Annotated in this window: 19 protein-coding genes; 17 read left to right on the top strand and 2 right to left on the bottom strand. The window is 72.0% G+C overall.

The window, feature by feature from the left end; translation table 11 throughout:
- Positions 1-34: 34 nt before the first annotated feature.
- From ACYUD3_RS28975 to metK, 7 genes are all read left to right on the top strand, one after another.
- The gene (locus ACYUD3_RS28975) at positions 35-1,135 is read left to right on the top strand and encodes a quinone-dependent dihydroorotate dehydrogenase (RefSeq protein ID WP_470975977.1); all 1,101 of its coding nucleotides are present in this window, start codon (positions 35-37) and stop codon (positions 1,133-1,135) included.
- Positions 1,132-2,001: an orotidine-5'-phosphate decarboxylase gene (gene pyrF / locus ACYUD3_RS28970; protein ID WP_470975974.1), complete on the top strand. Its 870-nt coding sequence runs from the start codon at positions 1,132-1,134 to the stop codon at positions 1,999-2,001. The genes ACYUD3_RS28975 and pyrF overlap by 4 nt, the downstream gene beginning before the upstream one ends.
- Positions 2,002-2,245: 244 nt before the next feature.
- Positions 2,246-2,569 carry an integration host factor gene (locus tag ACYUD3_RS28965; RefSeq protein WP_003977346.1) on the top strand — a complete coding sequence of 108 codons (324 nt, stop codon included), beginning with the start codon at positions 2,246-2,248 and terminating at the stop codon, positions 2,567-2,569.
- A gap of 60 nt (positions 2,570-2,629) precedes the next feature.
- Positions 2,630-3,223, top strand: a complete 594-nt coding sequence (gmk, locus tag ACYUD3_RS28960; RefSeq protein WP_470975971.1) for a guanylate kinase — start codon at positions 2,630-2,632, stop codon at positions 3,221-3,223.
- Between the two features lie 56 nt (positions 3,224-3,279).
- Positions 3,280-3,552, top strand: coding sequence for a DNA-directed RNA polymerase subunit omega (rpoZ, locus tag ACYUD3_RS28955; protein ID WP_470975969.1), 273 nt, complete (start codon positions 3,280-3,282; stop codon positions 3,550-3,552).
- A 142-nt stretch (positions 3,553-3,694) separates the two neighbouring features.
- The gene (coaBC, locus tag ACYUD3_RS28950) at positions 3,695-4,897 is read left to right on the top strand and encodes a bifunctional phosphopantothenoylcysteine decarboxylase/phosphopantothenate--cysteine ligase CoaBC (protein WP_470975966.1); all 1,203 of its coding nucleotides are present in this window, start codon (positions 3,695-3,697) and stop codon (positions 4,895-4,897) included.
- A 239-nt stretch (positions 4,898-5,136) separates the two neighbouring features.
- On the top strand, positions 5,137-6,345 hold the full coding sequence (metK, locus tag ACYUD3_RS28945) for a methionine adenosyltransferase (RefSeq protein WP_470975963.1): 1,209 nt from the start codon (positions 5,137-5,139) through the stop codon (positions 6,343-6,345).
- 64 nt (positions 6,346-6,409) lie between these two features.
- Here the strand turns inward: metK and ACYUD3_RS28940 are convergent, their stop codons facing one another.
- Positions 6,410-6,937 carry a toll/interleukin-1 receptor domain-containing protein gene (locus ACYUD3_RS28940; protein WP_470975960.1) on the bottom strand — a complete coding sequence of 176 codons (528 nt, stop codon included), beginning with the start codon at positions 6,935-6,937 and terminating at the stop codon, positions 6,410-6,412.
- Between the two features lie 103 nt (positions 6,938-7,040).
- On the opposite strand from ACYUD3_RS28940, the gene ACYUD3_RS28935 reads away from it, so the two are divergent.
- Complete coding sequence (locus ACYUD3_RS28935; protein ID WP_470975957.1) at positions 7,041-9,182, top strand: primosomal protein N'; 2,142 nt, start codon at positions 7,041-7,043, stop codon at positions 9,180-9,182.
- A 492-nt stretch (positions 9,183-9,674) separates the two neighbouring features.
- Here the strand turns inward: ACYUD3_RS28935 and ACYUD3_RS28930 are convergent, their stop codons facing one another.
- Positions 9,675-10,217, bottom strand: coding sequence for a hypothetical protein (locus tag ACYUD3_RS28930; RefSeq protein WP_470975954.1), 543 nt, complete (start codon positions 10,215-10,217; stop codon positions 9,675-9,677).
- Positions 10,218-10,479: 262 nt separating this feature from the next.
- Between ACYUD3_RS28930 and fmt the strand changes: the two genes are divergently transcribed.
- The 9 genes from fmt (at position 10,480) to ACYUD3_RS28885 (ending at position 19,102) form a co-directional block, all read left to right on the top strand.
- The gene (gene fmt, locus ACYUD3_RS28925; RefSeq protein ID WP_470975951.1) at positions 10,480-11,412 is read left to right on the top strand and encodes a methionyl-tRNA formyltransferase; all 933 of its coding nucleotides are present in this window, start codon (positions 10,480-10,482) and stop codon (positions 11,410-11,412) included.
- A 93-nt stretch (positions 11,413-11,505) separates the two neighbouring features.
- Positions 11,506-12,918: an RsmB/NOP family class I SAM-dependent RNA methyltransferase gene (locus ACYUD3_RS28920; protein WP_470975948.1), complete on the top strand. Its 1,413-nt coding sequence runs from the start codon at positions 11,506-11,508 to the stop codon at positions 12,916-12,918.
- 96 nt (positions 12,919-13,014) lie between these two features.
- Complete coding sequence (gene rpe, locus ACYUD3_RS28915; protein ID WP_470975946.1) at positions 13,015-13,695, top strand: ribulose-phosphate 3-epimerase; 681 nt, start codon at positions 13,015-13,017, stop codon at positions 13,693-13,695.
- A gap of 63 nt (positions 13,696-13,758) precedes the next feature.
- Positions 13,759-14,802, top strand: a complete 1,044-nt coding sequence (locus ACYUD3_RS28910) for a sugar-binding transcriptional regulator (RefSeq protein ID WP_470975943.1) — start codon at positions 13,759-13,761, stop codon at positions 14,800-14,802.
- Positions 14,803-14,895: 93 nt separating this feature from the next.
- Positions 14,896-15,315 (top strand): guanyl-specific ribonuclease, encoded by a 420-nt coding sequence (locus ACYUD3_RS28905; RefSeq protein ID WP_470975940.1) that lies wholly within the window; start codon positions 14,896-14,898, stop codon positions 15,313-15,315.
- Complete coding sequence (locus ACYUD3_RS28900; RefSeq protein ID WP_470975937.1) at positions 15,312-15,626, top strand: barstar family protein; 315 nt, start codon at positions 15,312-15,314, stop codon at positions 15,624-15,626. Before ACYUD3_RS28905 ends, ACYUD3_RS28900 begins: the two co-directional genes overlap by 4 nt.
- Positions 15,627-15,778: 152 nt before the next feature.
- Positions 15,779-17,221 (top strand): GuaB1 family IMP dehydrogenase-related protein, encoded by a 1,443-nt coding sequence (locus ACYUD3_RS28895; RefSeq protein ID WP_470975934.1) that lies wholly within the window; start codon positions 15,779-15,781, stop codon positions 17,219-17,221.
- A 155-nt stretch (positions 17,222-17,376) separates the two neighbouring features.
- Positions 17,377-17,829 carry an Lrp/AsnC family transcriptional regulator gene (locus tag ACYUD3_RS28890; RefSeq protein ID WP_470975931.1) on the top strand — a complete coding sequence of 151 codons (453 nt, stop codon included), beginning with the start codon at positions 17,377-17,379 and terminating at the stop codon, positions 17,827-17,829.
- Positions 17,830-18,244: 415 nt separating this feature from the next.
- Entirely contained in the window at positions 18,245-19,102 is an 858-nt protein-coding gene (locus ACYUD3_RS28885; protein ID WP_470975928.1) for a carbon-nitrogen hydrolase family protein, read from the top strand.
- Positions 19,103-19,117: the final 15 nt, after the last annotated feature.

The raw sequence follows: 19,117 nt of genomic DNA, 5'->3' as shown, positions 1-19,117 counted from the left end.
GAGACGGTGTCCCCCTCACTCATGAGGACATGTGATGTACGGACTTTTCTTCCGCCTGTTCTTCCAGCGCATGGACCCCGAGAAGGCCCATTACCTGGCCTTCCGCTGGATCCGGCTGGCCGCCCGCGTCCCGGTGCTGCGCACCTTCGCCGCCGCCGCGCTCGCGCCGCGCCACAAGGAGCTGCGCACCGAGGCGTTCGGGCTGCGGATGCACGGCCCCTTCGGGCTCGCCGCCGGCTTCGACAAGAACGCCGTCGCGATCGACGGCATGGCGATGCTGGGCTTCGACCACGTCGAGATCGGCACCGTCACGGGCGAGGCGCAGCCCGGCAACCCCAAGAAGCGGCTCTTCAGGCTGGTCGCCGACCGGGCGCTGATCAACCGCATGGGCTTCAACAACGACGGCTCCCTGGCCGTCGCCGCCCGCCTGGCGTCCCGCGAGCCCGTCTTCAGGACGGTCGTCGGCGTCAACATCGGCAAGACCAAGGTCGTCCCCGAGGAGGAGGCCGCCGCCGACTACGTGAAGTCCGCCGAACGGCTCGCGCCGTACGCCGACTACCTGGTCGTCAACGTCTCCTCGCCCAACACCCCCGGGCTGCGCGACCTCCAGGCCGTCGACCACCTGCGCCCGCTCCTGGGGGCCGTGCGCGAGGCCGCCGACCGGGCCGTCCCGGGGCGCCGGGTGCCGCTGCTGGTGAAGATCGCCCCGGACCTCGCGGACGAGGACGTCGACGCCGTCGCCGACCTGGCGGTGGAACTCGGGCTCGACGGGATCATCGCGACGAACACGACCATCGCGCGCGAGGGACTGCTCTCCGAAGCCTCCTTGACGAAGGAGACCGGCGGCCTCTCCGGCGCGCCCCTGAAGGCACGCTCCCTGGAGGTGCTGCGGCGCCTCTACGCGCGCGTGGGCGACCGCATCACCCTGGTCGGCGTCGGCGGCGTCGAGACGGCCGAGGACGTCTGGCAGCGCATCCTGGCCGGCGCCACCCTGGTCCAGGGCTACAGCGCCTTCGTCTACGAGGGCCCCTTCTGGAACCGAGCCCTGCACAAGGGGCTCGCGGCCCGCCTGCGTACGAGCCCGTACGCGACCCTCGCCGACGCGGTCGGCGCCGACGTGAGGAAGACGGCATGACATCCCCGGGGACTTCTCTGGAAGCGCGGCCCGCTTTCGGCGCACGGCTGCGGCGGGCCATGGACGAGCGTGGCCCTCTGTGCGTGGGCATCGACCCGCACGCCTCGCTGCTCGCCCAGTGGGGCCTCAGCGACGACGTGGCGGGCCTGGAGCGGTTCAGCCGCACGGTCGTCGAGGCGGTGGCCGGCACGGTCGCCGTGCTCAAGCCGCAGGCCGCGTTCTTCGAGCGGTTCGGCTCGCGCGGGGTCGCGGTCCTGGAGCGGACCGTGGAGGAGGCGCGGGCGGCCGGGGCGCTGGTCGTGATGGACGCCAAGCGCGGGGACATCGGCTCGACGATGGCCGCGTACGCGGAGGCGTTCCTGTGCGAGGGCTCCCCGCTGTTCTCGGACGCCCTGACGGTCTCCCCGTACCTCGGCTACGGCTCGCTCGCCCCGGCCGTCTCCCTCGCCCGGGAGAACGGCTGCGGCCTGTTCGTGCTCGCGCTGACCTCCAACCCGGAGGGCGCCGAGGTGCAGCACGCGGTCCGCGAGGACGGCCGCAGCGTCGGCGCGACCGTCCTGGCCCACCTGGCCGCCGAGAACGCCGGCGAGGAGCCCCTGGGGTCCTTCGGCGCCGTCGTCGGGGCCACGCTGGGCGACCTGTCGGCGTACGACCTCGACATGGGCGGCGCGCTGCTGGCGCCCGGGGTGGGGGCGCAGGGGGCGACGCCCGCGGATCTGCCGAGGGTGTTCGGGGCCGCCGTCTCGCGGGTGGTGCCGAACGTGAGCCGGGGAGTGCTGCGGCACGGGCCCGACGCGAAGGCGCTGGCGGCTGCCGCGGAGCGGTTCGCGGCGGAGATCCGGGCCGCTGTGGGGGCCGCTGACTAGCGACTTCTCGCCGGTCCTGAGGTGGATACACCCTCAAATCAGGGGAGTTATGCCTGGAATGTCCGGTCCGACAGAGGCTGACCAGGACTTTTCCGCTGTTCTCGCTGACTCAGGCGGAGTTGGCCGCTAGTCTCCGACGGAGAGTGAAGGGCAAGCGTGTGTTGCTCGTAGCTCGCCAGGTGTGGGGCGACTAGGTTCCTCACCGGTCCGTATCCGACAGTTCGACATCCGAGGTGACGTAGGCGTGGCTCTTCCGCCCCTTACCCCCGAACAGCGCGCAGCCGCGCTCGAAAAGGCCGCCGCGGCTCGCCGGGAGCGGGCCGAGGTCAAGAATCGACTCAAGCACTCCGGCGCCTCCCTGCACGAGGTCATCAAGCAGGGCCAGGAGAACGACGTCATCGGCAAGATGAAGGTCTCCGCGCTGCTGGAGTCCCTGCCGGGCGTGGGCAAGGTCCGCGCCAAGCAGATCATGGAGCGGCTGGGCATCTCCGAGAGCCGCCGTGTGCGCGGTCTCGGTTCCAACCAGATCGCTTCCCTGGAGCGCGAGTTCGGCAGCACCGGCTCCTGATCCGGGGCGCGCCCGGGCAGGGCGTCCCGGGCACTCCGGGATTGCTGGAATAATCGCCCCATGGCTGCAACACCCCGGGGGACGACCCCCGAGCCCCCGGACGTACGTCCGCGGCTGACCGTGCTCTCCGGCCCCTCAGGGGTCGGCAAGAGCACGGTCGTCGCTCATATGCGCAAGGAACACCCCGAGGTCTGGCTCTCGGTGTCGGCGACGACCCGCAAGCCCCGCCCCGGCGAACGGCACGGCGTCCACTACTTCTTCGTCGGCGACGACGAGATGGACAAGCTGATCGCCAACGGTGAGCTCCTGGAGTGGGCCGAGTTCGCGGGCAACCGCTACGGCACCCCGCGCCAGGCCGTCCTCGACCGGCTGGAGAGCGGTGAGCCGGTGCTGCTGGAGATCGATCTCCAGGGCGCCCGGCAGGTCCGCGAGTCCATGCCCGAGGCCCAGCTGGTCTTCCTCGCGCCGCCCTCCTGGGAGGAGCTGGTGCGCCGGCTCACCGGGCGCGGCACCGAGCCGCCCGAGGTGATCGAGCGGCGGCTGGACGCGGCGAAGATCGAGCTGGCGGCGGAGCCGGAGTTCGACGAGACGCTGGTGAACACCTCCGTCGAGGATGTGGCGCGTGAGCTGCTAGCCTTGATGGATGTCGTGTGATCGTGACGATCACCGTGCTTTTTCATCCTTCTTTCCCATCCATCGGAAGGTAGAGCGTGTCCTCTTCCATCTCCGCGCCCGAGGGCATCATCAACCCGCCGATCGACGAGTTGCTTGAGGCCACGGACTCCAAGTACAGCCTCGTGATCTACGCGGCCAAGCGTGCCCGTCAGATCAACGCGTACTACTCGCAGCTCGGTGAGGGTCTGCTCGAGTACGTCGGTCCGCTCGTCGACACGCATGTCCACGAGAAGCCGCTGTCGATCGCGTTGCGTGAGATCAACGCGGGGCTGCTGACGTCCGAGGCCATCGCGGACCCGGTTCAGTAGTCCAGTAGCAGGACTCGGCTTAGGTAGTATTTTCGGCTTTTGGTTGAGTTATCCACAGGTCCGGCAGCGCGCTGTCGGACCTGTGGTGTGTCATGGAGTCGTACACGGAAGTCCGTACGCGGGTCGGGATCGGGGAGTGCCGGTGGAGAAGCCGAAGGTCGTCCTGGGGGTCAGCGGCGGGATCGCCGCGTACAAGGCGTGTGAGCTGCTGCGCCGGCTGACCGAGTCGGGGCATGACGTCCGCGTGGTGCCGACCGCCGCCGCGCTGCACTTCGTCGGCGCCGCCACCTGGTCCGCGCTCTCCGGGCACCCGGTGTCGACCGAGGTGTGGGACGACGTCCATGAGGTGCCGCACGTCCGCATCGGACAGGGCGCCGACCTCGTGATCGTCGCCCCCGCCACCGCCGACCTGCTCGCCAAGGCGGCCCACGGTCTCGCGGACGACCTCCTCACCAACACCCTCCTGACCGCCCGCTGCCCGGTGGTTTTCGCGCCCGCGATGCACACGGAGATGTGGGAGCACCCGGCGACGCGGGAGAACGTGGCGACCCTGCGCCGCCGCGGAGCTGTCGTGATCGAACCGGCGGTCGGCCGTCTGACCGGGGTCGACACGGGCAAGGGGCGGCTGCCCGACCCGGCGGAGATCTTCGAGGTGTGCCGAAGGGTCCTCGCGCGGGGGGTGCGCGAGCCGGACCTGGCCGGGCGGCACGTGGTGGTGAGCGCCGGCGGCACCCGCGAACCCCTCGACCCGGTCCGTTTCCTCGGCAACCGCTCCTCCGGCAAACAGGGCTACGCCCTGGCGCGCACGGCGGCGGCGCGCGGCGCGCGGGTCACGCTGATCGCGGCGAACACTAATCTCACAGACCCGGCGGGTGTGGATGTCGTCCAGGTGGGTACGGCGGTGCAGCTGCGGGAGGCGGTACTGAAATTCGCAGCGGATGCGGATGCAATCGTGATGGCCGCCGCGGTCGCCGACTTCCGTCCCGCGAACTATGCGAGCGGAAAGATCAAGAAGAAAGACGGCCAAGATCCGGAACCGGTCGCGCTGGTGCGTAATCCGGACATCCTCGCCGAGATATCGGCCGGACGCGCCCGGCCGGGCCAGGTGGTCGTGGGCTTCGCCGCGGAGACCGACGACGTGCTGGCGAACGGACGCGCGAAGCTCGCCCGTAAGGGGTGTGACCTGCTGGTCGTCAATGAGGTGGGGGAGCGCAGGACCTTCGGCTCGGAGGAGAACGAGGCGGTGGTCCTGGGCGCCGACGGCAGCGAGACGGCCGTGCCGCACGGGCCCAAGGAGGCTTTGGCCGAAATCGTGTGGGACCTGGTGACGGAACGCCTCGGCTGACGGTTGGATGCGCCTTCCGGACCCGTCGAGCCTCACTCGATTCGGGCGCGGCGCCTCTGGTCAACGGCGCGGAGCATTGGGCAGAATGCTCGTGCCGCAGGTCACGGCGCTCCCGAGAGGCGAGACACGTGGGCCCGTGGTGGGGTACGACCGATAAACTGTTCCCGGACACGCCGGGCGCAGCTCCCGTCGTGCCCACCAATGATCAGCCAGCAGCCGCTGCAACCACAGGGAGCGTTGTGTCCCGTCGCCTGTTCACCTCGGAGTCCGTGACCGAAGGTCACCCCGACAAGATCGCTGACCAGATCAGCGACACCATTCTCGACGCGCTGCTGCGCGAGGACCCCAAGTCCCGCGTCGCCGTCGAGACGTTGATCACGACCGGCCTCGTCCACGTCGCCGGTGAGGTCACCACCCAGGCGTACGCGCCGATCCCGCAGCTGGTCCGGGAGAAGATCCTGGAGATCGGCTACGACTCGTCGAAGAAGGGCTTCGACGGCGCCTCCTGTGGCGTCTCGGTCTCCATCGGCGCGCAGTCCCCTGACATCGCGCAGGGTGTCGACACCGCGTACGAGTCCCGGGTCGAGGGCGACGAGGACGAGCTGGACAAGCAGGGCGCCGGCGACCAGGGCCTGATGTTCGGCTACGCGTCCGACGAGACGCCCACCCTCATGCCGCTGCCGATCTTCCTCGCGCACCGCCTCTCCAAGCGCCTCTCGGACGTCCGCAAGAACGGGACCATCCCCTACCTGCGCCCCGACGGCAAGACCCAGGTCACCATCGAGTACGACGGCGACAAGGCGGTCCGCCTCGACACGGTCGTCGTCTCCTCGCAGCACGCGTCCGACATCGACCTGGACTCGCTGCTGACGCCGGACATCCGCGAGTTCGTGGTGGAGCCCGAGCTGAAGGCGCTCCTCGACGAGGGCATCAAGCTCGACACCGAGAACTACCGGCTGCTGGTCAACCCCACCGGCCGGTTCGAGATCGGCGGCCCGATGGGTGACGCCGGGCTCACCGGCCGCAAGATCATCATCGACACCTACGGCGGGTTCGCCCGCCACGGCGGCGGTGCCTTCTCCGGCAAGGACCCGTCCAAGGTGGACCGCTCGGCCGCCTACGCGATGCGCTGGGTCGCCAAGAACGTGGTCGCCGCCGGTCTCGCCTCGCGCTGCGAGGTCCAGGTCGCCTACGCGATCGGCAAGGCCGAGCCGGTCGGTCTCTTCGTCGAGACCTTCGGCACCAACACCATCGAGACCGAGAAGATCGAGAAGGCCATCGACGAGGTCTTCGACCTCCGCCCGGCCGCGATCATCCGCGACCTCGACCTCCTGCGCCCGATCTACGCCCAGACCGCCGCCTACGGCCACTTCGGCCGTGAGCTGCCGGAGTTCACCTGGGAGAAGACGGACCGGGTGGAGGCCCTGAAGAAGGCCGCCGGTCTGTAGTCCTGCTTGAGAGGCCCGGGGTTCCCTGAACCCCGGGCCTCTTTTGCATGTGGGTACGAACTGATCAGGCCCAGGCCGTGCTGCCAGAGGGCGCGGCATGGATGGCGTCGAGTCTGGCGAGCGAGGGAATCTGGCGTGTCAGCCTGTTCGCCAGGTGCTCTATGTCCGTGTCGAAGCGGTTCAGGTCCAGCCGGATGTACTGACGCGTCGCGAGCTTCGCTATGGACTCCGGCAAGCGGCCGGGGTCCAGTTGTCCTGCGTTACGGCTGATCAGCACAGGCACGACCAGAGTTTCCGCCGTGAAAGCCTCCTCGATCTCCCTGCGTACCCAGTCGGCCGGGTTGTCCAGGGCCCGGCGGCCGGGATGGTTCCGGTCAGGGGTGTCCAGCCATTCCTCCCCGATCAGGGCGAGGAACACATGGCAGTGCTGAGCGGCTTCGAGCAATGAGTCGGTGTAGTCGCTTCCGAGGGCGATCGACTTCCTGGCGAGGAAGACGCTGTTGTGGCCGAACCTCGTGGTCAGAGCGCGCTCGCACAGGTAGGCGAGTTCCTTGCCGTCTTTGGTCCGGTAGTTGACGAAGATCTCATGCATGGTTGTCCCCCTCCGAATGAGAACGGGTTCGCAGCGTTCTGATACGAGCTCCTCGGAGGGTTTGCGGGGAGGCGTTGTCAGTGGGGTTTGGTATTAATCGAGGGTGAGCGGTGTGCGTGGGGAGTCGGAGCCGGTGGGGGCTGAGCAGCTGGCTTTTATTCGGGAGAGTGTGCGGGAGCGGGCCAAGCCTCGGACCTGGCGGGGGGCCGCTGTGGCTTCCTCGTTGCCTGTGGCTCGGGTGCTGGTTGATAAAGGAGTTCTGCATCTGGATCGGTTGTTTGACTACGCCGTTCCCGCCGAGCTGGATGAGCTTGCCCAGCCGGGGGTTCGGGTTCGGGTGCGGTTCGGGGCCGGCGGAGGGAAGGTGCGGCAAGGGAGGCGGGAAGGCGGGGGACTTGTCGATGGGTTTCTGATCGAGCGCGTCGCTTCCTCCGAGTACTCCGGGGCCCTCGCCGCCCTCGCCCAAGTCGTCTCCGGCGAGCCCGTGTTGGAGCCGCCCCTCCTCGCGCTGGCCCGGGCCGTCGCCGACCGGTACGCGGGGAGTCTCGCCGACGTGGTGCAGCTGGCCGTGCCGCCCCGGTCGGCGCGGGCCGAGAAGCGGGACTCCGCCGCGCCGCTCGCGCCGCCCGCCGCGCCCGGTGCCGGGACCTGGGCGCGGTACGAGAAGGGGAGCGCGTTCGTCGAGGCGCTGGCCCAAGGGGGGGTGCCCCGGGCGGTGTGGAACGCGTTGCCCGGGCCGGAGTGGAGTGAGGAGATCGCCCGGGCCGTCGGGGCGGTGCTGTCCTCCGGGCGGGGGGCCCTGGTCGTCGTACCCGACGGGCGGGCCGTGGCCCGGGTCGATGCCGCGTTGACGCAGGTGCTGGGGGCGGGGCGGCATGCCGTGCTGACCGCCGATGCCGGGCCGGAGAAGCGGTACGCGCAGTGGCTCGCGGTGCGGCGGGGGGCCGTGCGGGCGGTGGTGGGGACGCGGGCGGCGATGTTCGCGCCGGTGCGGGAGCTGGGGCTCGTCGTCATCTGGGACGACGGGGACGGGAGCCACAGTGAGCCGCACGCCCCGCAGCCGCACGCCCGGGACGTGCTGCTGCTGCGGGCCGCCCAGGAGAAGTGCGGGTTCCTGCTGGGGAGTTGGAGCTGCACGGTCGAGGCGGCGCGGCTGGTCGAGAGCGGGTGGGCGCGGCCGGTCGTCGCCGCGCGGGAGCAGGTGCGGCGGGCGGTGCCGCTGGTGCGGACCGTGGGGGACCAGGATCTCGCGCGGGACGAGGCCGCCCGCGCCGCCCGGCTGCCCTCGCTGGCCTGGCAGGCCGTGCGGGACGGGCTGAAGAGCGGGCCGGTGCTGGTGCAGGTGCCCCGGCGGGGGTATGTGCCGCGGATGGCGTGCGCGCAGTGCCGGGAGCCCGCGCGGTGCCGGCAGTGCGCCGGGCCGCTGGAGGGGCGGGACGGGGGGGCGCTCGTGTGCGGGTGGTGCGGGAAGGGCGAGACCTCCTGGCACTGTCCCGAGTGCGGGGGGTTCCGGCTGCGGGCCCAGGTCGTGGGGGCCCGGCGGACCGCCGAGGAGCTGGGGCGGGCCTTTCCCGCCGTGCCGGTGCGGACGTCCGGGCGGGAGCATGTCCTCGACACCGTGCCGGGGGCGCCCGCGCTCGTCGTGAGTACGCCCGGGGCCGAGCCCGTCGCCGAGGGCGGGTACGCCGCCGCGCTGCTGCTGGACGGGTGGGCCATGCTCGGGCGGCCCGATCTGCGGGCCGGGGAGGACGCCCTGCGGCGCTGGATCGCCGCCGCCTCGCTCGTGCGGCCGCAGGGGGACGGGGGGACCGTGGTCGTCGTCGCCGAGCCGACGCTTCGGCCCGTGCAGGCGCTCGTGCGGTGGGACCCCGTCGGGCATGCCGTGCGGGAGTTGGGGGAGCGGGCCGAGCTGGGGTTTCCGCCGGTGTCGCGGATGGCCGCCGTGTCGGGGCCGCCCCGGGCTGTCGCCGACTTCCTCGCCGCCGTCGAACTGCCCGCGGAGGCCGAGGTGTTGGGGCCCGTACCGCTCGCGGTCACGCCGGTCGGGCGGCCTCGGGTCGTCGGGGGGCCGCCGCCGGGGGAGCGGTGGGAGCGGGCGCTGGTGCGGGTGCCGCCGGGGCGGGGCGGGGCGCTGGCCGCCACACTGAAGAACGCGCTGGCCGCTCGGACGGCTCGGCGGGGGAGGGGGAAGGGGGAGGAGGAAGGGAGGGTGGTTGTGCGGATCGATCCGCCGGATATCGGGTGAGGGGAGGGGGGTTCGCCGGTGCTTGCCGGGGGCTCGCCGCTGCCTGCCGGAGCTCGTCCGCCGTAGGTGCTTGCGCCGCCGCCGCAGATGCTGGCGCCTGCCTGCCGCCGCAGACGCATGGCTGCCTGCCGCCTGCCGCCTGCCGCCTGCCGTCGCATCGCCGCCTGCTGCCGCAGATGCCTGTGCTCGCCTGCCGCCGCATCGCCGCCTGCCGCCGCAAAGGTGCTCCCGCCTGCCGCCTGCCGCCGCAAACGCGTCGCTACCCGCCGCCGCATCGCCGCCCGCTGCCGCAGACGCATCGCTACCCGCCGCCGCCCGCCGCAGACGCATCGCCGTCCGCCCATCAGACGCCGTAAAGGCCCCTGCCGCCCGCCCGTCAGCCCCCGTAAAGGCCGCTGCCCAACGTCGTCCGGTGCTTCACTGCCCCCTCGGGTGCGGGCCGAAAGGGCAGTCCGGGGTCCTCTGGCAGGCGCCTTTCCTCCGGTGGGCGTCTCAGCCGTTGCGCGGGCCCGGGAACGCCGTCGGGCGGGGCTCCTCGCGCAAGGACGGGCTGCCCGCCGTCGGCTGGGTCGGCATCGAGCGGGCCGCCGGGACGGTGGGGACCGCCGAGATGCCCGCGCCCACGTTCACCGTGCGCGTCCCGGACGGCTCCGCGGCCAGCTCCGTCTCCTGCGCGGGCTGCGGGTTCGCCCTGCGGGCGCCGTACCGGCGGTGCACCGCCTGCTTCGTCACGCCCAGGGCCGAACCGACCGCGTCCCAGGAGAAGCCGAGGGAGCGGTCGAAGTCGACCGCCGCCGTCACCAGCGTCTCCACGCTGTCCCGCAGCTCCTGGGCCAGGCGGACCGTGGGGGCGGGGGCGCGGCCGTAGACGACGAAGCCTGTGGAGGGGCCGGAGCGGCGGGGGCGGTAGACGTTGCCCAGTTGGGCGGTGAGGGTGCGCAGTGCGTCCACCTGGCGGCGGACCCGCTCGATGTCCCGCACCAGCAAGTGCAGGCTGGCGCGGGCCTGGGCGTCGTGGGTTGCGTGGTCGGCCATCAACAAGCCTCTCGAACCGGCGTTAAGAGATAGGGGGTCAACTCTTTCTTGACCAACGCGACGGGCCTGCCGGGGGTCACGGTGTGGGGCGTATGGGCATATGCGTGCGCCCCCTTTGCCATCGGGTGCCCGGTTCGTGACGTCGGATGCCCATTTGGTGACGCCGGGTGCCCGAACAGCGGGACACGATGCGACGCGACGCCCTCCCCGGCTCACTAGACTTCTCAGGTCCCGCACCCCTCCCGAGAGGCCCCGCCCTTCCATGAAGCTCGTCTTCGCCGGTACCCCCGAAGTCGCCGTCCCCGCCCTGGACGCCCTGCTCACGTCGGGGCGGCACGAGGTCGCCGCGGTGGTGACGCGGCCGGACGCGCCGGCGGGGCGCGGGCGCAGGCTGGTGGCCTCGCCGGTGGCGGAGCGCGCGGAGGAGGCCGGCATCGAGGTGCTGAAGCCGGCCCGGCCCCGGGACCCCGCGTTCCTGGAGCGGCTCGCGGCCATCGCCCCGGACTGCTGCCCCGTCGTCGCCTACGGCGCCCTGCTGCCCCGCGCCGCCCTCGACATCCCCGCGCGCGGCTGGGTCAACCTGCACTTCTCCCTCCTGCCCGCCTGGCGCGGCGCCGCCCCCGTGCAGCGCTCGATCATGTCCGGCGACGAGATCACCGGCGCGTCCACCTTCCTGATCGAGGAAGGGCTGGACTCCGGACCGGTCTACGGCACCGTCACCGAGGCCGTCCGCCCCACCGACACCAGCGGCGACCTCCTCACCCGGCTCGCCTTCGCCGGCGCCGGACTGCTCGCCGCGACCATGGACGGCATCGAGGACGGCACCCTCACGGCCGTACCGCAGCCCGGCGACGGGATCAGCCTCGCGCCGAAGATCACGGTGGAGGACGCGCGCGTCGAGTGGAACGACCCGGCGCTGCGGGTCGACCGCGTCGTACGCGGCTGCACGCCCGCGCCCGGCGCTTGGACCACCTTCCGCGGCGAGCGGCTCAAGCTCATCCAGGTCACCCCCCTCCCCGACCGCGACGGCCTCACCCCCGGGCAGCTCGCCGTCGGCAAGAACAACGTCTACGTCGGCACCGGCTCGCACGCCGTCGAACTCCTCTGGGTCCAGGCCCAGGGCAAGAAGCCGATGCGCGCCGCCGACTGGGCGCGCGGGGTGCGGGGGGCGGACGGGGAGACCCTCGGCGCCTGAGCCCGCCCCGACGCCGGCCCGGCCCCCGACGCCGGCCCCGCCCCCGACGTACGCTTGACGCCCGTATCACCCATGTTTCCGGAGCACCTTTTCGTGAGCGACACCCCTCCCCGCAAGCCCGCCAAGCCCTACCGGCGGCCGAAGAAAGACCCCGTCCGCTTCCTCGCCTTCGAGGCGCTGCGTGCGGTGGACGAGCGGGACGCGTACGCGAATCTCGTGCTCCCGCCACTGCTGAGGAAGGCCCGGGAACAAGGGGAGTTCGACAGCCGGGACGCGGCCCTCGCCACCGAGCTGGTGTACGGGACACTGCGCCGGCAGGGGACGTACGACGCCGTCATCGCCGCCTGCGTCGACCGGCCGCTGCGCGAGGTGGACCCGCCCGTCCTCGACGTGCTCAGCCTCGGCGTGCACCAGCTCCTCGGGACGCGCATCCCCACGCACGCCGCCGTCTCCGCCTCCGTCGAGCTCGCCCGGGTCGTCCTCGGCGACGGACGGGCCAAGTTCGTCAACGCCGTGCTGCGCAAGGTCGCCCAGCACGACCTCGACGGCTGGGTCGAGAAGGTCGCGCCGCCCTATGACGACGACCCCGAGGACCACCTCGCCGTCGTCCACTCGCACCCCCGCTGGATCGTCTCCGCCCTCTGGGACTCCCTCGGCGGCGGGCGCGCCGGGATCGAGGAGCTGCTGGCCGCCGACAACGAGCGGCCCGAGGTCACGCTGGTCGCGCGGCCGGGGCGGGCCTCAGTCGGGGAGCTGCTGGAGGAGGACGCGGCCGTCGAGGGGCGCTGGTCGCCGTACGCCGTGCGGCTCGCCGAGGGCGGGGAGCCGGGGGCCGTGCCGGCCGTCCGTGAGGGGCGGGCCGGGGTGCAGGACGAGGGCAGCCAGCTCGTCGCGCTCGCCCTCGCCAATGCCCCCGTCGACGGAAGCGACGCGCTCTGGCTCGACGGCTGTGCCGGGCCCGGCGGCAAGGCAGCGCTGCTCGCCGCCCTCGCCGCCGAGCGCGGCGCGACCCTCCTCGCCGCCGAGAAGCAGCCCCACCGCGCCGGGCTCGTCGGGAAGGCGCTGCGCGGCAACCCCGGTCCCTACCAGGTCATCACCGCCGACGGGACGCGTCCGCCGTGGCGGCCCGGCGTCTTCGACCGGGTGCTCATGGACGTGCCGTGCACCGGACTCGGCGCCCTGCGACGCCGTCCCGAGGCGCGCTGGCGGCGCCGGCCCGAGGACCTCGAGGGGTTCGCGCCGCTCCAGCGGGACCTGCTGCGCACGGCCCTGGAGTCGGTGCGGGTCGGCGGGGTCGTCGGGTACGCCACCTGCTCGCCGCACCTCGCGGAGACCCGGGCCGTCGTCGCCGACCTCCTCAAGCAGTTCCCGCACGCCGACCTCATCGACGCGCGGCCCCTGCTGCCGGGCGTGCCGCAGCTCGGCGAGGGGCCCGACGTACAGCTGTGGCCGCATGTGCACGGGACCGACGCGATGTATCTGGCGCTGATCAGGAGGAACGGGTGAGGTGAGAGCAGCGGCGGCGGGATGATCGTACGAATAGTGCCTCTTCCGGTACCCCGCCGGTGCTCCCGTCCCTTCCGGGCATGGGAGGCTTGACCCATGCCCGTGCAGATCAACCCCAGCATCCTGTCCGCCGACTTCGCCCGTCTCGCGGACGAGGCGAAGGCGGTCGACGGCGCCGACTGGCTCCACGTCGACGTCATGGACAACCACTTCGTCCCGAACCTCACCCTCGGCGTGCCGATCGTGGAGTCGCTGGCGAAGGCGACGGACACCCCGCTGGACTGCCACCTGATGATCGAGGACCCGGACCGCTGGGCCCCGCAGTACATCGAGGCGGGCGCCTCCTCCGTCACCTTCCACGTCGAGGCCGCCGCCGCGCCGGTCCGCCTCGCGCGGGAGATCCGGGCCAAGGGCGGCCGGGCGTCGATGGCCCTGAAGCCGGCTACGCCCATCGAGCCGTACGAGGACCTGCTGCCCGAGCTGGACATGCTGCTGGTCATGACCGTCGAGCCGGGCTTCGGCGGGCAGGCGTTCCTCGACATCATGCTGCCGAAGATCCGCCGCACCCGGCAGCTCATCGACCAGCACGGGCTCCAGCTGTGGCTCCAGGTCGACGGCGGGGTCTCGGCCTCGACCATCGAGCGGTGCGCCGAGGCCGGCGCGGACGTCTTCGTCGCCGGCTCGGCCGTGTACGGCGCCGAGGACCCCGCCGCCGCCGTCCGGGCCCTGCGCGTGCAGGCCGAGGCGGCATGCGTCCATGGGGCCACGGGCAAGTGAACGAAGCCCTTCCGGGCTGATCAAGCACGCCGGATCTGCGAGGATGAACGGCGAGTCCAGAGTGTGAACAGCAGTGAGGAGAACGCCGTGTCGGGTATGTCGGCGGGCCGGTCAGCCATGCGGATGGGACCCGCTGAGCTGGTCCAGGCGGCGGCCATGGCCCGCCGCTTCTACCTGGAGGGCAAGTCCAAGATCCAGATCGCGGAGGAGTTCGGCGTCAGCCGCTTCAAAGTGGCCCGGGTCCTGGAGACCGCCCTGGAACGGGACCTCGTCCGCATCGAGATCCGGGTCCCGGCCGAGCTGGACGCCGACCGCTCCGACGCGCTGCGCGCCCGCTACGGCCTGCGGCACGCGGTCGTGGTCGAGTCCCCGGCCGAGGCGGCGGATTCCCCCGACCCCGAGAACCTCGGGGAGGTGGCCGCCGAACTGCTCGGTGAACTCGTCAACGAGGGCGACATCCTGGGCCTCGCCTGGGGCCGCTCCACCATCCACATGGCGGCGGCCCTCGACCGGCTCCCGCCCTGCACGGTGGTGCAGCTGACCGGGGTCTACGACGCGGGGACCGCCGAGCGCGGCTCGGTGGAGGCGGTGCGCCGGGCGGCTCAGGTGTCCGGCGGCGACGCCCACCCCATCTACGCCCCCATGCTGCTGCCGGACGCGGCCACCGCGACCGCGCTGCGCAGCCAGACCGGGATCGCGCGGGCCTTCGAGTACTTCGACAAGGTCACCGTCGCCTGCGTCTCCATCGGCTCCTGGGAGCCCGGCATCTCCACGGTGCACGACATGCTGACCGAGGAGGAGCGGGCCCACTACTCCACCCTCGGGGTCGCCGCCGAGATGTCCGCGCACCTCTTCGACTCCGACGGCCGCCGCGTCGGGCGCGACCTCGGCGAGCGGTGCATCACCGTCAAGGCCGACCAGCTGCGCCGCATCCCCGAGGTCGTCGCGATCGCGGGCGGGCAGCGCAAGGCCGCCGCGATCGACGCGGTGCTGCGCTCCGGGCTGGTCACCAGCCTCGTCACCGACACCTCGGCGGCGGACTACCTGATGACCGCCGGACCCACCCCCAAGCCGGCGCTCGCGCGGACCGACCCGGACGGGCCCTGAGCCACCCGTAAGGGATCTGTTCGGGGGCCTCTCGGGGTCTTTTCAGGGGCCGGCCGGATTTTTCGCCGGGGGCGGCCGTGACAGCATCTCCTCATGCTGTTCCGGTTCGTCCCCCGCGTACTGCTCGCCTGTCTGCTGGTCCTGCTGGCGGGCTGCGGGTCATCCCACAAGACCAGTCCTACGACCACGGCGTCGTCCCCCGGCGCCTCCGCTTCCGCCCCCTCCTGGGCGGCCGGTCTGCGCACCGTGCGCGCCGCCGGCCTCCCCGCCGAGGCCCGCTCCACGCTCGCCCTCATCGACAAGGGCGGCCCCTACCCCTACTCCCGTGACGGCATCGTCTTCGGCAATTACGAGGGCCTGCTGGCCAAGCACAAGCGCGGCTACTACCACGAGTTCACCGTCAAGACCCCGGGCGTGCAGACCCGGGGCGCCCGGCGCATCATCACCGGCGAGGACGGGGAGATCTACTACACCGATGATCACTACAAATCGTTCAGGGCGGTGCTGAGATGAGCCGGTACGAGGTCACACTGGACCTTGCGGGCGTGACGGACAAGGCGGGTCTGATGGACCGCGCCGCACAGGCGCTGTCGCTGCCGGACTGGTTCGGGCGCAACTGGGACGCGCTGGTCGACTCCCTCTCCGACCCCGGCGTCTGGCCCGCGCCCGCCGCCGAGGCGGGCCTGCGGATCGTGGTGCGCGACTGGCAGCGGTACGCCAAGGCCGCGCCCGAGGAGTGGGACGTCGCGCAGGCGGTGTTCACCGAGGCGGTCGACCGGGCCGAGGGGCTGTCGGTACTCCTCGCCTTCGGTAACCGCAAGTAGCTTTTTGGACGTTCCTCCGAGCACCCTTCCGGCCGCCCTGGATGTTTGCCCCAGATCGGTCGATCGGGTGTTCGTGGGACACTGAAGTACGTGCTTCTTCCCCCTGGCGGACCGTCCCGGGGGTCACTCTGAACGACTGGGATGTGCGGCACGTGCGTTTCCTCAATGACATCCGGCCCGCGTACGACCTGACGTACGACGACGTCTTCATGGTCCCGAGCCGCAGCTCGGTGGGCTCCCGGCAGGCCGTGGACCTGCGCTCGCCGGACGGGACGGGGACGACGGTCCCGCTCGTCGTCGCCAACATGACCGCCATCGCCGGGCGCCGCATGGCCGAGACGGTCGCGCGCCGGGGCGGGCTCGTCGTCATCCCGCAGGACATCCCGATCGACGTCGTCACCGACGTCGTCCGCTGGGTCAAGAGCCGGCACCTCGTCCTGGACACCCCGATCGTGCTCGCGCCGCACCAGACCGTCGCCGACGCCCTCGCGCTGCTGCCGAAGCGGGCGCACAACGCCGGTGTCGTCGTCGACGACGAGCGGCGGCCGGTCGGTGTCGTCACCGACCAGGACCTCACCGGCGTCGACCGCTTCACCCAGCTCGCCGAGGTCATGTCCCGCGACCTGCTGCTCCTCGACGCCGACATCGACCCGCGCGAGGCGTTCAACACCCTCGACGCCGCGAACCGCCGCTACGCCCCGGCGGTCGACACCGACGGCAAGCTGGCCGGCATCCTCACCCGCAAGGGCGCCCTGCGGGCCACCCTGTACACCCCGGCCGTCGACGCCGCCGGGCGGCTGCGCATCGCCGCCGCCGTCGGCATCAACGGCGACGTCGCGGGCAAGGCCAAACAGCTCCTCGACGCGGGCGTCGACACGCTGGTCATCGACACGGCCCACGGCCACCAGGAGTCGATGATCAGCGCGATCCGCACGGTCCGCGCGCTCTCGCCCTCGGTCCCGATCGCCGCCGGCAACATCGTCTCCGCCGAGGGCGTCCGCGACCTCATCGAGGCCGGCGCCGACATCATCAAGGTCGGGGTCGGCCCCGGCGCGATGTGCACGACGCGGATGATGACCGGCGTGGGCCGGCCGCAGTTCTCCGCCGTCCTCGAATGCGCCGCCGAGGCCCGCAAGTTCGGCAAGCACGTCTGGGCCGACGGGGGCGTCCGCCACCCGCGCGACGTCGCCATGGCGCTGGCCGCCGGCGCGTCCAACGTGATGATCGGCTCCTGGTTCGCCGGGACGTACGAGTCCCCCGGCGATCTCCAGCAGGACGCCAGCGGGCGCCTGTACAAGGAGTCCTTCGGCATGGCGTCGGCCCGCGCGGTCCGCAACCGGACCTCCGACGAGTCCTCCTACGACCGCGCCCGCAAGGCCCTGTTCGAGGAGGGCATCTCGACGTCCCGCATGTACCTCGACCCGGCGCGGCCCGGCGTGGAGGACCTGATCGACTCGGTCATCGCCGGGGTGCGGTCGTCCTGCACGTACGCGGGGGCGGGGTCCTTGGCCGAGTTCGAGGAGAAGGCGGTCGTCGGGATCCAGAGCGCGGCGGGGTATGCGGAGGGGAAGCCGTTGCACGCGAGCTGGAGCTAGCGGCTGCGCTTTTCCTGGCAGACCCCCTGGCGGACCCCCTGGGGGACTTCCTGGGGACTTCTTGGCGGACGGCGTCGCTTGTCGTGGGCGGCGCCGGACCGGCATCGGGCGGCTGAGCTGCTGGTGTCTTATCGGCGCGTGTTCTACTGCGGTATGTGTTGAACGACCTGGACGAACGTATCGTGCACGCCCTCGCCGAGGACGCCCGGCGGTCCTACGCCGACATCGGGCAGCTCGTCGGGCTCTCCGCGCCGGCGGTGAAACGGCGGGTGGACCGGCTGCGGGAGAGCGGGGCGATCACGGGGTTCACGGTGCGGGTCGATCCGGCGGCGCTGGGGTGGGAGACCGAGGGGTTCGTCGAGATCCACTGCCGGCGCAACACCTCTCCGGAGACGATCCGGCGCGGGCTCGAGCGGTACCAGGAGGTGGTCGCGGCGTCCACGGTCACCGGGGACGCCGACGCCATCGCGCAGGTCTTCGCCGCTGACATGCGGCACTTCGAGCGGGTGCTTGAGCGGATCGCCGGGGAGCCGTTCGTGGAACGGACGAAGTCGGTGCTGGTGCTGTCGCCGCTGCTGAGGAGGTTCTCTTCGGGGGCGCCGGCTTGAGAGTGCGGGGCGCCGGCTTGAGCAGGGGTTCTTGGAGGGGCGCGTGCTTGAGGCGGGGTTCTTGAAGGGCGGGCTTCGGGCTGAGGGGTGTTTGAGGGGGGCGTGTTTCGGGCTGAGCGGTCGTTGAGGGGGCGCGTGTTTCGGGCTGGGCGGTGTCTGAGGGGGCGGGCTTCGAGTTGAGCGGTGTTTGAGAGGGCGGGCTTCGGGCTGGGCGGTGTCTGAGAGGACGCGTTGTGAGCTGAGCGTTGCTTCCTCTGTGGCCTAGCTCTCCCCGCGCAACGAATCGCCGCCCCGCCCAAGATCCACGCAACGAAAAGCTCACCCGCGCGCAACAGCTCCGCCTTGTCCGGTGAAACCGGCGGCCGTAGCGTCTACGTGGCCCCCCAACCCCCTCTTCTCCCAGGTGAGGACACGTATGCGCACCGCTCTGCTCCAGAGCTCCGGACGTCCCGGTTCCGTCGGCGGCAACCTCAAGGCGCTGGACGACGCGGCGGCCCGCGCGGCCGAGGCGGGGGCCGGACTGCTGATCGCGCCGGAGCTGTTCCTCACCGGATACGCGATCGGCGCGGCCATCGAACGCCTCGCCGAACCGGCGGACGGGGAGTCGGCGGACGCGGTGGCGGAGATCGCGGGGCGGTACGGGGTGGCCATCGCGTACGGGTATCCGGAGCGGGCCGGGGAAGCCGGGGGCGCCGGGGAAGCCGGGCGCGGCGAGAGCTCCGGGGGCGCCGGAAGTCCTGAGGCCGCCGGCCCCGTCCACAACTCCGTCCAGCTCATCTCCCCCGACGGCACCCGCCTCGCCAACTACCGCAAGACCCACCTCTTCGGCCCCTTCGAGCGCGACCACTTCACCCCCGGTGAACAGGCCGTCGTGCAGGCGGAGTTGGGTGGGGTGACCGTCGGGCTGATGATCTGCTACGACGTCGAGTTCCCGGAGAACGTCCGCGCCCACGCCCTCGCCGGGACCGACCTGCTGATCGTGCCGACGGCTCAGATGCATCCGTTCGAGTTCGTCGCCGAGTCGATGATCCCGGTGCGGGCCTTCGAGAGCCAGATGTATGTCGCGTACGTCAACAGGGTCGGCGTGGAAGGGGGGTTCGACTTCGTCGGGCTGTCCGCGCTGGCCGGGCCCGACGGGCTCGTACGCGTACGGGCGGGCCGGGGCGAGGAGTTGGCGGTCGCCGACGTGGACCCGGAGCTGCTCGCCGCCTCCCGCGCGGCCAACCCCTATCTCGCGGACCGGCGGCCCGGTCTCTACCGTTCCCTCATCTGACCGCCAGGAGTTCGA

The organism is Streptomyces sp. AMJ-169 (genome assembly GCF_055597585.1).
The sequence above is the reverse complement of the archived record's forward strand: the minus strand, read 5'-3'. Positions and strand labels throughout refer to the sequence as shown.